The organism is [Chlorobium] sp. 445 (genome assembly GCA_002763895.1).
Classification (GTDB): Bacteria; Bacteroidota; Chlorobiia; order Chlorobiales; family Thermochlorobacteraceae; genus Thermochlorobacter.
The window spans coordinates 131810-146200 of the sequence record NSLH01000001.1 but is presented as its reverse complement, the minus strand read 5'-3'; the positions used below and the strand labels follow the sequence as shown (position 1 = coordinate 146200).

Below are 14391 nucleotides of genomic sequence, written 5' to 3'. Positions count from 1 at the left end.
AGATAACTTTATAGTTTGCTTCATGTTAGTCTAAAGTCTAAATGAAACCTTTAGAGAATCACGTTGCTCTGATTACAGGGGCTTCGCGTGGCATTGGTAAAGCTACAGCACTCAGGCTAGCTGAGCTGGGCAGCCATATTGTTGTCGGTTACTTAAAGAATCGTGCAGAAGCCGAACGCACTGTGGCTGAAATCAACGCCATGGGACAAGATGCGATTGCTGTGCAAGCTGACACTTCGCGCCACGACGAGCTCAAACGACTTTTTGCTGAGACACAAGCCCATTTCCAGCGTTTGAACATTTTTGTCAGCAATGCTGCAAAAGGTGTGTTCGGTCCTGTTACACGCATTGGTCCAAACGGGTTTGATTTGTCGATGGCTACGGGTCCCAAAGCCCTGCTCCTAGGTGCACAAGAAGCAGCTAAACTTTTTGGTGATAAGGGTGGTGTGATTGTTGCAGTCTCTAGCATCGGCAATTTTCGTTGCTTAGAGGGCTATGCTGCAATTGGCACAGCTAAAGCAGGAATTGAGACATTGATTCGCTATCTTGCTGTCGAACTTGGTCCGAAAAACATTCGTGTTAATGCTGTCTCTGGCGGTCCGATTGACACGGACGCACTGGATGATTTTAAGAATGCTGAAGTGCGACGTGCCCAATGGGTTGCGCGTACACCGCTTGGTCGGCTTGGCACAGCGAAGGACATTGCTGACATCATTGCGTTTCTTTGTACGGATGACTCACGCTGGATACATGGACAAACCATTCTCGCCGATGGCGGCTATACACTAACAGAGTAATTTTCATCATTACAATCTAAAATTCTTTTTCCTGATGTTTTTTGAAGAATCGCCTTGGATGTGGATCGCTTTTTTGCAGTCGTTACCGCTGTTCTTGCACTTGACTTAGGGGTGCTTAACCGCACAGCACACCGTGTTACGCCCCGCGCTGCACTTGGCTGGGTCTGCCTCTGGGTATCGTTAGCTTTTGGCTTCGCTGGTGCCGTCTGGTATATCTACGGCGCTACCAAAGGCACAGATTTTATTACAGCGTATCTTATTGAGCAATCACTTTCGGTCGATAATCTTTTTGTTTTTGTCTTGGTCTTCCGCTTCTTCAAGGTAGAAGATAAGTATCAGCATCGGGTGCTCTTTTGGGGTGTTCTCGGCGCGATTGTGATGCGGGCAATTTTTATCTTTGCAGGCGTTGCGCTTATCAACAAATTCCACTGGATTACCTACGTCTTCGGTGGATTTCTGATTTACACTGGGCTCAAATTTTTCTTTGAGAATGAACAAGAAGAAGCAGATTTTGCTGAGAACTTAGGGGTGCGCCTTGTCAAGCGCTTTTTCTCAATTTCGCGCAACTACGATGGTCAGAAGTTTTTCACCATTGAAAATGGTCAGCGCATGGCGACTCCTATGTTTTTAGTGCTTGTCGTGATTGAAATTACAGACCTTATTTTTGCTGTAGATTCTATTCCTGCGGTGCTTGCGGTCAGTCCCGATCCTTTTATCGTTTTCACCTCCAACATTTTTGCTATCATGGGTTTGCGCTCCATGTATTTTCTCTTGGCTGATATTATTGATCGGTTTACTTATCTCAAATATGGTTTAGCGTTCATTCTGATGTTTGTTGGGGTGAAGATGGTTGCCGTGGGTATCAACGACGCTTGGAAGATTCCGTCGCCGATTTCGCTTGCGGTGGTAGCCAGCATCTTAGCACTTTCAGTTACAGCGTCGCTGCTTATCAAACCTGCGCCTAAGCCAGAAGCCCCTCCAGAATCAGAAATAATTGATGAACATTCTCAGGACATTATGCCTGTTAATAAAAGCTAAGCCCTTGTTTCCACCTTTCCCAGCCCTTGCTTTCCGACAGAGCGTCTTCAAATACAAAAGCCCTCTTGCTGAAGAGGGCTTGTTGCTCTTAGGTTTAGCAGACTTAGACAGGAATGCCGTGTGCCACCATAATTTCGCGTGCGGCTTTATTTCCGGTTTCCACAGCGCCCTCCATGGAATCATAGAAACGGTTACGCGTGTATCCGCCTGAGAGGAAAAGATTTCTTACGGGTGTTTTTTGTGTCGGTCGCTTGGCATCCATACCGGGGACAGCGGCATAGACAGACTGCGGAATGCGCACGATGGTATGCTTGAGAATCTTTGCGCCTTTTGAGGTCTCGGGGAAAATATCACGCACACTTTCATCGACCTTAGCGATAATTTCTTCGTCAGACAGATGCATAAAATGCTTGGCTGGCGCTACCCCAAACTCAAAGCGCGATTTGCCTTGATGTGTCAAGCCGCGCAGTGTGGCGTAGTCAGGCGTGGTGTTGCCCATATCGGCGTAGAAGGGAATGACACCATCGGGAGAGAACATGATGTTATCGATGTAGCTAATTTGCTTATCGTACCAGATTTGCACGGTAATGACCGGCACGCCTTGAAACTCATCAATGTTGCGGAAGAATTGATATTTTGCTTTGAGCGCTTCAGGCAAGACCTTTTTGAGGTTATGCACGGGCAAGGCGGTGAGGTAATAATCCGCTTGGAGCGTTTCACCTGTTGCCATCTGCACACCTGAAATTTTTTCACCGTCATAGCGTAACGACACCACCTTCGCATCTGTATGAATTTTGCCGCCTTTCTTGCGGATGTAATCAGCCAGCGGCGCAATCAGATACTCTTCTGGTGAGCCTTTTAGAAAGCCCATCATTGAGGCTTTAGGGACGCGCAAAAATTCGCCGGCGACATCAATGACGATTTTGGCGGAAATATCTTCGGGCGGCAAGAATTTTAGTGCAAGCGACATTGGCACAAACATTTTCTTTAGGAGCCTTTTGCTGACGCCTTGCTTTTGATGCCATTGCTCATATGTCATCTTGTCTTGTTCCGCATAATATTTTTCAGTGCCGAAGAGAATAGGCATTAGCATTTTGGTAAAGGTGATCATCTCACCGAGTGTGAAGTAATGATTGCTCGTTACAGCGGGAATTAAGTGGAAGGGGCTGGGCAATTTCCATGTTCGAAATACAAATCGCTCACCTTTAGAGAGCGTGTAGGTCAGTTCATGTTTTTTCCAGAGAATATGCTGGTAGGTGCCAAGTTCTTTCATCAACTCGTAGATTTCTTTATATGCGCCGAAGAAACAGTGCAGCCCCGTCTCAATCCAATCGCCTTCGGCATCTTTCCACGAGGAGACTTTACCGCCCAAAATGTTGCGTTTTTCAAGCAGTTCAACTTGAAAGCCTTTATCGACTAAACGCTTAGCGGCAGCCAGACCAGCCAGTCCGCCACCTAGAATGAGGACGCGATTTCCGCCCGTCTGAACACGTGGCGACGCAATCAGTTCTTCTGTCATATTGTCTTTGAAATCCTTTCAGATTAGTTATGAGAACTACATTGCCAAACTCAATTCTTGGGTAGGACGTTTTTCTTACACTACGGGCAAAATCTCGGACAGCAATTGCAACAGTTTAGCAGCTTCAAAAGGCTTGTAGAGAAACGCCTCGACGTTTTCGCGTTTGAGTGCCGTCAGTCGCTCACTTTCTATCAGTCCGCTTGCCGCAATAATTTTAAGATTCGGCTTTAGTGCCCGCAAGGCTTGTACAGTCGTTACACCATCGATACCCGGCATCGTCATATCCACGATAGCTACCGCCACACGATCTTGATGAGACTTGAACAGTTCAAGACCTGCTTGACCTGTCTGTGTCGTCAGAACAGTGTAGCCATGGGCTGTTAGTACCATTTTCGCGCTCTCGCATATTGCTTCTTCATCATCAATAATAAGCACACCTTTACCTTGCCCACTTTGTTGCCCTGTTGGTGCAGTCGTAGTGGGGCTTTTTGCTTCTTTCTCTGCAAGTGCTGGCAAATAGACCTTGAACACCGTGCCTTTGCCCAGTTCGCTATACACCGTAATAAACCCACGATGATTTTTTACAATCGAAAACACCGTCGATAGTCCCAGCCCCGTACCTTTTCCCATTTCTTTTGTGGTAAAGAAGGGCTCAAAAATTTTGTCCAAAACTTCCGGTGACATTCCTATACCTGTGTCGCTGATTGTCATCAAGACATACTCGCCTACCTTTGCATCAATGTGAATCAGCGTGTCATTTTCTCTGATGAAAAATCGCTCAAGCCTCAAGGACAGTGTGCCGCCTTTCGGCATCGCATCGCGTGCATTGATGGCTAAGTTTAATAGCACTTGGTATATCTGTGTGGCATCTGCCATAACCCTTGGCAAGTCTGGTGCGACATAGGTCTCAAACACGATGTTTTTTGGGAAAGTATTCTGAATGAAAAGTTTCACGTCGTCCAGCACTTCTGCTAGGCTAATCGGACGCATTCGAGCTTCAGAGCCACGCGCAAAAAGTAAGACTTGTCGCACAAGGTCAGCCCCGCGGTCTAAGTTACGCTGCAGCGCTTCCAGCCAACTTTGGCTTTTTTCGTCAGTGAGTTTTGAGCTCAGCAATTCTACCGAGAGCGACATTGGGGTTAGGATATTGTTGAGGTCATGGGCAATACCACTTGCCAGCCGCCCAAGACTATCTAAGCGCTGCGACTGCAAGAACTGCAACTGCAATCGGCGTTGCTCGGTAATGTCGGTCTCGACCGACACAATCGCTTTTGGTTTTCCCTGTTCATCGTAAGTGAGCGTCCAGCGAGCTTCTACAATTACTTTTGAGCCGTTCTTGTGACGCTTGTGCAGCTCACCACTCCAATAGCCTTCTTTGAGGACCATTTGAATAAGTTGCCTTACCGACGCGCCGTTTTGCTCCCAAATCAATTCCGCAATAGGCTTGCCTATCACTTCATGAGCACTATATCCATAAACTCTCTCTGCACTTTTGTTCCAGAACAGTGCGCAGTCGTCAAGGCTACGGACAATGATAGCGTCGTGTACGCTGTCAATGAGAAGTGCTTGTTCTTGAAGTAAGGCTTCAGCTTTTTTGCGCTCCGTGATGTCTTTCATTGTGCCAATCATACGATACGCCTTGCCTGTTGCATCTGCCAGGCAATCTCCGCTATCCTCAATGTAAATGTAACTGCCGTCTTTGCGTCGAAAGCGATAGATTGCGTCATAAGGTTTTGCAGCATGTATCGCTTCGTTTAGTTTTGCTATTGCTTCAGCACGTTCGTCAGGGTGAACATACTCTGCCCAGCGTTCTAAATCTACATCGGCAAACTCCTTTGCAGAAAATCCTGTTACTTTTTCGATCGCCCCTACCCAAGAAATTTTTCCAGAGGCGATATCAAGGTCGTAGACAAGTTGCCCAGTGTGTTTTGCCGCAATGTAGTAGCGCTCTTCACTGGTGCGCAGGGCATCTTCAATTTTCTTTCGCTCGGTGATATCGCGTTGTATGCCGAAGTGTCCAATGAATTTCCCCTCACTATTGAACAGCGGCGTGTAGTGTCCTTCAATCCAGATCGGTGTGCCGTCGGCACGTCGCTCATTGGTCACGATGATTTGAGCGCCATGATCCAGATTTTCTCGCCAGATTCTTCGTCCATATTCAAGATCATGTGCATAGAAATCCGCAGGTGTTCTTCCGAGAAATTTTTCCCGACTCAGACCATATTGTGCCAGCATGGCGTCATTAGCCTCAGTCATGCGTTGATGTGTGAAGATGTAATCCAGTGCGGCTTCTTTGTCTTGGGCATTATGCCAGTCGATTGGTTCATCGAGCATCATGAAGTAGAAACCTTCAAGCGCCTGATTGAAGAAAAGTTGCAGCCGTTCATCTCGTTGGAGAATTTGCTCTTCAAGCCTCACGCGTTCAGTAACATCAAATGCGATTACAAGTCGCGCAGGTTTTCCGCCAAACTTGATGCGATGTGAGTGAATTTCTGTAGTGAATACTTCACCTTTTTTAGTTTGATGTTTCCATAAGCCATTGTAGGCTTTCTTTTTCTTGCGAATCTGCTGAGCTGCTTTGAGCATAGCGGGCACTGTTTCAGGCGGGCGAATTTGAGCAATGGTCATGGAGAGAAATTCTCGCCTTGAGTAGCCATAGCGTTTGATTGCCGCTTTATTTACTGCCAAAAACTTGAGTGTCTCTTCGTCATAGATCCACATCGGTGTAGGACTATCCTCAAAAAGCCCACTGTAGAGTTCCTTTACATTAATCTTCTTATTTGCTTTCTTTGCACTTGCTGAATCTGTGAACGTGCGTTGTAGTTTGCCTTTCGCTCTTGCTAAGGCACTCGGTGAGTCAGGTTGCTGTTTAGTTGCAGCTTTTCTGCTGAGTTGTCGCGACAATTTCGTTTGAGAGAGAGATGTTATTTTTTTCACCCGCTTCTGTGATTTACTCATTCGTAAGTTGCAGAGTAACAACGGGATGACTGAAGTTCGTTATCCTGTTGCTATGTTCTAACCTAAAGGTCTAATGTATTTCGGTTGACTGCCCATTCTTGCGTTCATCTGGCAGAAAGAAGCGATTGGCATTTGTATCATTATCATGCCTGTGCAATAACTTGAACAAAGTTAATCTATTTTACGCCTTTGCGCCAATAAACTTTAACGTTTCTAAAAAAATGTTTCAGCGTTTTTTTTCAGCGTGTCTATGGCATTTTAGCATCACCTGAATCGGAGTGGCGCACGATTGCAAGTGAACCCATCTATGACCCGCAGGACCTTATTCGCGACTATGCCATGCCTATGATTGTTACAGCTACACTCATTGAGGTGATTGTCTCCGGTATTTTAACAGGCATCAAGACGAAGCTCGTTTGGACAGCCCTTGTTCATTTTGCGCTGCTTTCACTTTTGCTTGCTATTACCACATCGTTGATTCAGAGTTTTGCTCCACGCTTTCAAGCCAGCGATGACCGCAATCAAGCTGCAAAGGTGGCTGTCTATGGTTCTACACCCATTTGGATTGCAACAATTCTCTCCTCGCTTTTGCCTTTTGGCGCACTTTTTTCATTTGTTCTCAAACTCGCTGGTTTGATTTATGCACTTTATCTTTACAGCTTAGGTCTTGCGCCTGTTCTGAATGTGCCATCAGCACAGCGCTCTGGGTTTTCAAGCGTCATTGCAATTATGCTATTTCTAACGTTTGGTGTCATTCGGCTGCTTAGCGCAGGTGCAGAGCGCTTTCTCAACAGATAACTTTCAGTGTTAAGATGCACAGACAGATTCAGCTCACACGTGCTCTTGCGTTAGGGATTCTTGCAGTACTATGTTTCTCACAACGCAGTCTGGCACAGCGTGCGGAGGCATGGTTCAGCGAGGGGCTCAAGCATCTTGAGCGCGAAGAATACGCTTCGGCAGTTCTTGCGTTCAGTCGTGCAATTGAACAGGATTCACTTAATCTGCCTGATGCTTTCGTGAAGCGAGGGTTTGCTCGTTTGCGTCTCGGCGATACGCTAGGCGCGCTTCAAGATTACTCCACGGTTATCAAAAGCAACCGCAATTACCTCGACGCATACTACTATCGTGCGATGCTTCATTTGGCGATGAAAGACTATGCACGTGCTATTGCAGATTTTTCTGCCGTGATTTTTCTTAAACCTCAATTCCCCGAGGCATTTTACTATCGCGCCTTAGCCAAAGTTCAACTTCGTGAACTCAATGAAGCGAAAAGCGACGCTACTTTTGCTCTTGAGCAAAACGCTACTTTTGCTGAGGCTTATTCACTACGTGGGCTTTGCAATGTTTTGCTGGGCAATGATACACTGGCGATTTCCGATTTTACACAAGCCTTGAGATTGCGCCCACACCCAGATGATTACTATGAGCGCGGCATGGCACGCCTTCGTTTGAATCGTTCGCTTGAAGCGATGCTGGATTTTGATAATGCCATTGCACTAAAGAAAGATGAGCCAAAGTTTTACTATGCTCGTGGCTTAGCCAAGCGTGATGTCGGCATGCGCTCCGAAGCGTTCTCGGATTTTCTTATGGCTCGTGCGCAAGGCTACGAAGATGCTGAGCGCTATCTCAAACTCTACGGCGAGAGCGAAGAAAAACGCCGTGAAGATTCGCTGCGCATTTACGGGACGCGAGAAATTGTCGTTGAGGCAAATGCACCCGAGTTCGAGAAGTTTGTCAAAGAGACACGCTCCGTTACGCAGCGTGGCATTAGCGTCGCAGAGTTTGCCTCAGAGCAACTGAGTGCAGGGTTTGCGCCCGTTGTCTTGCCAAATGCCAGCATTGAGATGTCGCCGAACGAGTGCAACAGGGTTTTGATTCAGACACGGCGCCCCAGTCAGGTCCCGATTCAGTGTATTGCTCAACTGTTGCGTGAGCAAGCTGCGAAAACTAATGATGCTGTCGTCAAAGATGCGGCGCTGCAACTGACAGCGCTTGTGCGTGAAATGGACATTGCACGACAAATGCCTCTCTCAGCTCTTGAAATGCGCACGCGCTTACTTGAAGCACGCCAGATTCTGAAACGACTCAATGAATATCTTGCTGAAAAACAGAAATCGCTTCGTTAATTGCTGAACTATCGTCGCACTTTAATGCACGAGATTTTTTCTATTTACGATTTCAAACCGCAGATTCATGTCAGTTCTCTCTCCCAAAGACTTGTGCCACCGCCGCGCTTTGCTACAGCTACACTCGAAAGCTACATTGCTGACCATGCACATCCTTCACAACAGGCTGCAAAAGAGTATCTGCGAGAGTTTGTTCATCGACTCAATCGACAGCGCAATGGCTTGGGCAAACTTCTTAAATCCTTTGGTGCCTCGCCCATCTTGGGCATTTATCTTGATGGTGCGTTCGGCGTGGGCAAAACGCATCTGCTTGCTGCAGTACATTCCGCCTTCGAAGGCAAAAATACTATCTTTCTTTCACGGAACTGATGTATCTCATTGGTTATCTCGGGCTTGAGCGCACTGCAGCAGAACTTAGCACGGCAAAACTTATCGCAATTGATGAATTTGAACTCGACGACCCTGGCAATACCACCATGGCAATTGGCTTTTTGCAGCGCATCTTTGCTCGCAACATTGCCGTCATCACAACCTCGAACACGCCTCCCTCACGCTTAGGGGAAGGACGCTTTGCAGTGCAAGATTTTCAGCGTGAAATTTCTGCGCTGTCCTCTCAGTTTTATGTCCTACGCATCGACGGCAGAGACTATCGTCAGCGTCATGTCGAAAGTGCTAGCGCTTCTCACTCCACTTGGCATTTGTCAGGCTTGCGTAAGTTTTTTTCGGATTACCATGTGGAGCATGGGCGCAAAAAAGCCTACTTTGATGCTAAGGAGCTCTTGCATGCCCTGCGTGCCTTTCACCCTATGCACTACCTTGAACTTGCTGAGACACTTGGCGCTGTCTTCATTGAACATCTTTCGCAACTTCATGACCAATTTGACGCCCTACGCTTCGTGTATTTCATAGATAAACTCTACGACAATCAAAGCAAGCTCTTTGCCTCTGCAACCGTCCCAATTGAAGAACTTTTTCCGAAAGAGTTTTACAAATCCGCTTATGCTAAGAAGTACCTGCGTTGTCTTTCACGATTGAAAGAAATGTGCAGCACCTAGTTAAAGTCGCCTCGCTGATTGGGCAAACCAGTTTGCAGGAAAAACTTATCATTTTCTTAACAAGTGTATAGTTTTTTTTGCAATTCGTGCGCGTTGTATATTGCACCGCAATCAATGCCTGCAAAAACTGCAAAAACAAGTAACCATAAATTCAGTGAGCGGATGAAAGTAACCCTTGCTACAGTAACTCTTTTCTTTCTATTACTTGCTGCCTCTCCCTCGTCTGCATTGGCACAGGCGCCAATTACAGCTGATGGAAGAATCTTCCATACGCAGAAAGCCTTGCTTCCCCGAATTGGAACGCTAAGTGCAGGACTTAGCGGCTCTTTTTTCATCCGCCCAGTCGATTACATTGCTGGTGGCGGCGTACCCGACGACATTCTTCAAACCAATGCAGACATCAATGTGGATTATGTCTTGACGCGCAACCTTGCTATTGCTGCCACAATTAACACGCTTCGCATTGAAAACCGCTTGGATATTATCCCCACTGGAACTTTGCTTTTTAGTGGCGTGCGTATTGCGCTGAAGGTTGGTTCTATTGATGTTGCAAACAATCGTATTCAGTTGGGCGGCTGGCTCGATTTCAACGTCCCTTTCTCACGTGAGCCTAACCCACCGCTCATGCCCTTTATTACCAACGAGATCAGTGCCGGTCTGCACCTTGCTGGCTCATATTACTTCGACAATGTTTTCCCTGAGACTTCAGGTGGGATTCACCTCAATCTTGGCTTACGCAATTACCTTTCAAGTGGCACTATCATCACGCGCAATGTAAGTCCCCTTGTGAAAGTTGGTAATGATATCTTAACACTTCGATATGCACTGGGCTTTGATACCCCACTGTCAATTCGTGGTCAAAATCTGATTGCCTTTGCAGAACTTTCAGGAGAATTTTATGCCTCATCATCACTGCCGGAGTATGTCTATGGAAGAGAAAATTTCGCCTACGTTGGTGCTGGTGCAAAGTATCAAGTGCTCGACTGGCTTTGGGTCGAAGCGATGGGTCAATTTCTCATTCTTGGCAGTAATGATGAGACGAATTACCTGACTAACCTTGGCACGCGTCCTGTATCGCTGGTTGGCTTAAATTATGCGCCATGGCGTCTAACAGCTGGGGCAAAAGTTGAGCTTAGTCGACGCTTCCGCATTCCCTATATCATTGATGAAGCGCTGGGTATGTACGATCCACTCACCTATTCCAAGAGCGAGCGTGTACGCAATCGTAGAGTGATGGATGTCTTAGATGAGCGCTCACAGGAATTGATTGATATTCTTAAAGAAGTACGCAAGCAAGACACCACGCTGAGCGGCAAAATCTACTATGAAATTGTTGTCGGTACGCGTGGCTATGTGGAAAAAGTGCGCTTGCTGGTCTCCACGCTCGACGAAAATGCATACTCAGAATTTACAGAAGAGCAGTTCGCCGAAGCCATTCGCAGTTGGAAATTCCCGCCTGGCAACCGAGAAATTGTCTTTGATGTCTTCAAAGTGGAGATTTCTAAAGATGGTCGGCTGAGCATTATCTCCACACGCACCATGGACGATGCTACGCCACAGGCTCAGGCACGATAGCACGGTAAGTATCACGCGCAATAATGAGTTCCTCATTGGTTGGAATTACCCATGCTGCAAGGCGACTTTCAGGCTTAGAGATTATGCCCTCTTTGCCTCCTACCATTTCGCTGTTTTTCGCTTCATCTAATTCTAAGCCAAACCACTCCAGATGTGAGCAGATTTTAGCGCGAATGTAATCTGAATTTTCGCCAATCCCGCCTGTAAATGTAATGGCTTGTGCCCCGCCTAATGCTGCCAAATAAGCACCGATGTATTTCTTTACACGGTAGCAGTAGATTTCAATTGCCAGTTTAGCGCGTCGATCATCATTTTCTTTTGCTTCTTCAATTAAATCGCGCATATCGTTCGTTAAGCCCGAAATGCCCAGCAATCCTGATTGGCGATTGAGTAATGCATCTACGGCATCGGACGAATAGTTTTCTTTGTGTTCCAAGTAGTTGATAATTGCTGGATCAATATCACCAGAGCGCGTGCCCATGACTAAACCTTCCAGCGGCGTCATCCCCATTGAGGTATCAACAGAACAGCCGCCACGAATTGCGCAAGCCGAACTGCCATTGCCTAAATGCAACGAAATAATCTGCACCTTATTGCGCTCAATGCCCATCAAAGTGCGATAGCGAAAACTCACATAGCGATGCGAAATGCCATGAAATCCATATCGTCGAATTTTGTGTCGCCGATAGAATTGATATGGAATAGCGTAAAGGTATGCCACATCTGGCATCGTGTGGTGAAATGCGGTATCGAAGACTGCCACTTGTGGAATGGCGTTGCCAAAGAGCTGGCGTGCAGCATAAATACCTTTAAGATTTTGTGGATTGTGCAGCGGAGCAAGCTCAATGCAGTCTTCAATTTTCGAGATTACTTGCTCGTCAATGAGTGTCGAGGCTGTAAGTTTTTCGCCGCCGTGCACAATGCGATGCCCCACGGCATGAATATCGGCTAAAGAGTGAAGTCCTTCGAGCGGGTTTTCACCAGAGGTAAGCCACTGAATGATTTTTGAAATTGCCGCTTGGTGGTCGCGCAGCGGCGAAGTGGCACGAATAAGCTTGTCGGGTTTTCCACGCTGGTAGGTGCGAAACGTAAGCAGGGCTTCTGAACCGATGCGCTCAATCACGCCAGAGGCTATAGGATAGTCCGTGTTGTGGTTAATCATCTCCCAGTCGGTGCAGAAGACTTGGAACTTTACACTTGAACTGCCGCAATTGAGCACAAGGATATTCATACAGCACAATCCTTTCGAGTTTCGCGGTTAAAGTCAACTGTTTTACTTATGCAGTCGGTGGAATGGCGCGAATCGTCATGGTGATTGGTGTCAGTGGGTTATCGCGCGCATCTTTTGGTACAACTGAAATTTTATCTGCCACGTCCATTCCGCTGATGACTTTTCCAAATACGGTATAGCCAGCGCGCACAGGATCGTCTAAGAATAGGTTATCTCGAACGTTGATGTAGAACTGGCTACCCGATGAGGCTTTTTGCGGATTGCCATCACGTGCAGCAGCAAGCGTGCCGCGTTTGTTGGGATGTTTGATTTCAGCGGGAATGCGGTAGTTTGGACCGCCTGTGCCGTGCATCGCTCGCTTGCTTTCATCGCGTGAGAGCGGATCTCCGCCTTGAATCATAAAATCTTTGATAACACGGTGAAAGCGCACGCCATCATAATACTTCTCAGCAACAAGCTTGGCAAAATTATCGCGGTGCAGTGGAGTATCATCGAACAGCTCAACGGTGATGTTGCCTAACGTGGTTTCAATCAAAAACTGGAGTGGCATAGAAAGTATAGTTTTGTATGAATGATATGATTACGGCAACTGGCACAACACTTCTATTTTTCGGCGAGCGGATAAATTTTTATCCAGATCCGCTCATAGGGTACATTGTAGCCATCGCGCTCAACTTTTGCAATTTTATCAATCGTTTCCATTCCTGCAACTACACGTCCGAAGACCGTGTAACTGCCATCGTAGAAGCGATTGTCATTGAGGTTAATATAAAACTGTGTCGCCGAAGATGCACGCTGTGGGTTTTCTTTGTCGTCTTTGCGTGCTGCAGCCAGCGTGCCACGAAAATGCGAGTGCTTGATTTCAGCAGGCAACGTCAGATTGCCCAGAGAATCCAACTCAGGATTTGGTTTTGAACGAAATTTTGGGTCTCCTGCTTGCACAATCAGTTCAGGCACAATGCGCTGAAATGCAAGGTCGTTGTAGTAGCCGCGTGCTACCAAGTTTTCGAAATTACGCTTGTGCAGCGGCGTATCATCAAAAAGCTCAATGATAAATTCACCTTTTGGGGTCTCGACACGGTACTTTGCGCGATTTGATGTGCCTTTTGTATCCTCCTGTGCTTTATCGGAGAGGCTTTGTTTGACGCATCCTAGCAAGAGCCATGTTGGGAGCAAAAGCATTGCGTAAGCCATCCACCGCATCATCAGCAGGGGAAATTAGGTTCAGATTTTTAGACGTGCAATTGCTTTTTCAGCTTCACGTCCTTGAAGTGTAAGCGGGAATTTCTTTTTGACCTGCTCAAAAATTTCAAGTGCTTGCTTTTTTTCACCGGCAAGTTCGAAGGCGCGTCCAGCATCACTGAGATAGTAGGCTTCGTAAGCTTGATTTTGCACACTGTTCGCAGCACTGCGATAGCGTTCCCCAGCTTGTTTATACTGCTGCTTTTGTTCATAGCAAGCTGCTTCACCTGCCATTGCCGCTGCTTTCAGAAGCGGAGATTTCGTAGAGACACTCTTGTAGAGCGCCAGCGCCGAATCAATTGCGCCACGCTCATAGAGCGCATTGCCTAAGTAAAACTTGGCGATTTCACCTGATGCTGTACCCGCATAACGCTGCACAAACATCTTTAACCCCATGTGCGTGCTATCTGCCTCAATCGCTGCGCTCCAATCTCCCTCCTTGTGGGCACGCAGTATTTGAGCCAACTTTTCATTTGCTTCAAGCTCAAGCATGGCACTGCGCTGATTCCAAAACAGCAAGCCTGCAACAAGTAAAACAACACCAACCCCAGCGCCTATCACCACCTTTTGATTGCGTTCATAGAAACTGACAAGTTGATAATACCAGACCTCCAAATTCGCTAGGTCGTTTGACCCTTTCTGTTTTGATGCTGCCTTTGAAGACGCTGCGGATTTGGTTGTCTTCTGAATCGTCTCTTCTGCCATGATTTGCGTTAGAATTTTGGGCTGCAAATTTAGAAAACCGCCGACGGAACTCAAAAAACTGCTAACAAGACTTCCAATTTAGCCGAGAGAGTGTTAATTAGCAAAACGTAGCGGCCGTTTGTGCACTTCTCGTGGTGCGGGCATC

At 46.9% G+C, this 14391-nt stretch carries 13 protein-coding genes; 7 read left to right on the top strand and 6 right to left on the bottom strand.

What is annotated here, in order from left to right; all coding sequences use genetic code 11:
- Nucleotides 1-41 precede the first annotated feature (41 nt).
- Entirely contained in the window at nucleotides 42-797 is a 756-nt protein-coding gene (locus CMR00_00690) for an enoyl-[acyl-carrier-protein] reductase FabL (GenBank protein ID PIO49229.1), read from the top strand.
- Nucleotides 798-845: 48 nt separating this feature from the next.
- On the top strand, nucleotides 846-1835 hold the full coding sequence (locus CMR00_00685) for a hypothetical protein (protein ID PIO49228.1): 990 nt from the start codon (nucleotides 846-848) through the stop codon (nucleotides 1833-1835).
- 103 nt (nucleotides 1836-1938) lie between these two features.
- Here the strand turns inward: CMR00_00685 and CMR00_00680 are convergent, their stop codons facing one another.
- Both CMR00_00680 and CMR00_00675 read right to left on the bottom strand, forming a co-directional pair.
- Entirely contained in the window at nucleotides 1939-3354 is a 1416-nt protein-coding gene (locus CMR00_00680) for a zeta-carotene desaturase (GenBank protein ID PIO49227.1), read from the bottom strand.
- Between the two features lie 75 nt (nucleotides 3355-3429).
- Complete coding sequence (locus tag CMR00_00675; protein ID PIO49226.1) at nucleotides 3430-6312, bottom strand: hypothetical protein; 2883 nt, start codon at nucleotides 6310-6312, stop codon at nucleotides 3430-3432.
- A gap of 339 nt (nucleotides 6313-6651) precedes the next feature.
- Between CMR00_00675 and CMR00_00670 the strand changes: the two genes are divergently transcribed.
- From CMR00_00670 to CMR00_00650, 5 genes are all read left to right on the top strand, one after another.
- Entirely contained in the window at nucleotides 6652-7110 is a 459-nt protein-coding gene (locus CMR00_00670; GenBank protein PIO49225.1) for a hypothetical protein, read from the top strand.
- Nucleotides 7111-7124: 14 nt separating this feature from the next.
- Complete coding sequence (locus CMR00_00665; protein PIO49224.1) at nucleotides 7125-8438, top strand: hypothetical protein; 1314 nt, start codon at nucleotides 7125-7127, stop codon at nucleotides 8436-8438.
- The gene (locus CMR00_00660) at nucleotides 8439-8807 is read left to right on the top strand and encodes a hypothetical protein (GenBank protein ID PIO49223.1); all 369 of its coding nucleotides are present in this window, start codon (nucleotides 8439-8441) and stop codon (nucleotides 8805-8807) included.
- Nucleotides 8807-9493, top strand: a complete 687-nt coding sequence (locus CMR00_00655; GenBank protein PIO49222.1) for a hypothetical protein — start codon at nucleotides 8807-8809, stop codon at nucleotides 9491-9493. Before CMR00_00660 ends, CMR00_00655 begins: the two co-directional genes overlap by 1 nt.
- Nucleotides 9494-9586: 93 nt before the next feature.
- Nucleotides 9587-11068 carry a hypothetical protein gene (locus CMR00_00650; protein ID PIO49221.1) on the top strand — a complete coding sequence of 494 codons (1482 nt, stop codon included), beginning with the start codon at nucleotides 9587-9589 and terminating at the stop codon, nucleotides 11066-11068.
- Here CMR00_00650 and CMR00_00645 read toward each other — a convergent pair.
- From CMR00_00645 to CMR00_00630, 4 genes are read right to left on the bottom strand one after another with little or no spacing between them, the layout of a single operon-like run.
- Nucleotides 11043-12299: an acetate kinase gene (locus tag CMR00_00645; protein PIO49220.1), complete on the bottom strand. Its 1257-nt coding sequence runs from the start codon at nucleotides 12297-12299 to the stop codon at nucleotides 11043-11045. The genes CMR00_00650 and CMR00_00645 overlap by 26 nt on opposite strands.
- A 46-nt stretch (nucleotides 12300-12345) precedes the next feature.
- Entirely contained in the window at nucleotides 12346-12849 is a 504-nt protein-coding gene (locus tag CMR00_00640; protein PIO49219.1) for a peptidylprolyl isomerase, read from the bottom strand.
- Nucleotides 12850-12902: 53 nt separating this feature from the next.
- Complete coding sequence (locus tag CMR00_00635; protein ID PIO49218.1) at nucleotides 12903-13505, bottom strand: peptidylprolyl isomerase; 603 nt, start codon at nucleotides 13503-13505, stop codon at nucleotides 12903-12905.
- A gap of 18 nt (nucleotides 13506-13523) precedes the next feature.
- Nucleotides 13524-14246, bottom strand: coding sequence for a hypothetical protein (locus CMR00_00630; protein PIO49217.1), 723 nt, complete (start codon nucleotides 14244-14246; stop codon nucleotides 13524-13526).
- Nucleotides 14247-14391 lie beyond the last annotated feature (145 nt).

What these genes read in the sequence shown, in the direction of transcription:
- CMR00_00655 (PIO49222.1), top strand. Translation starts at nt 8,807, where the DNA reads ATGTATCTCATTGGTTATCTCGGGCTTGAGCGCACTGCAGCAGAACTT.
- CMR00_00670 (PIO49225.1), top strand. Translation starts at nt 6,652, where the DNA reads ATGCCTATGATTGTTACAGCTACACTCATTGAGGTGATTGTCTCCGGT.
- CMR00_00635 (PIO49218.1), bottom strand. Translation starts at nt 13,505, where the DNA reads ATGATGCGGTGGATGGCTTACGCAATGCTTTTGCTCCCAACATGGCTC.
- CMR00_00630 (PIO49217.1), bottom strand. Translation starts at nt 14,246, where the DNA reads ATGGCAGAAGAGACGATTCAGAAGACAACCAAATCCGCAGCGTCTTCA.
- CMR00_00640 (PIO49219.1), bottom strand. Translation starts at nt 12,849, where the DNA reads ATGCCACTCCAGTTTTTGATTGAAACCACGTTAGGCAACATCACCGTT.
- CMR00_00680 (PIO49227.1), bottom strand. Translation starts at nt 3,354, where the DNA reads ATGACAGAAGAACTGATTGCGTCGCCACGTGTTCAGACGGGCGGAAAT.
- CMR00_00645 (PIO49220.1), bottom strand. Translation starts at nt 12,299, where the DNA reads ATGAATATCCTTGTGCTCAATTGCGGCAGTTCAAGTGTAAAGTTCCAA.
- CMR00_00690 (PIO49229.1), top strand. Translation starts at nt 42, where the DNA reads ATGAAACCTTTAGAGAATCACGTTGCTCTGATTACAGGGGCTTCGCGT.
- CMR00_00665 (PIO49224.1), top strand. Translation starts at nt 7,125, where the DNA reads ATGCACAGACAGATTCAGCTCACACGTGCTCTTGCGTTAGGGATTCTT.
- CMR00_00675 (PIO49226.1), bottom strand. Translation starts at nt 6,312, where the DNA reads ATGAGTAAATCACAGAAGCGGGTGAAAAAAATAACATCTCTCTCTCAA.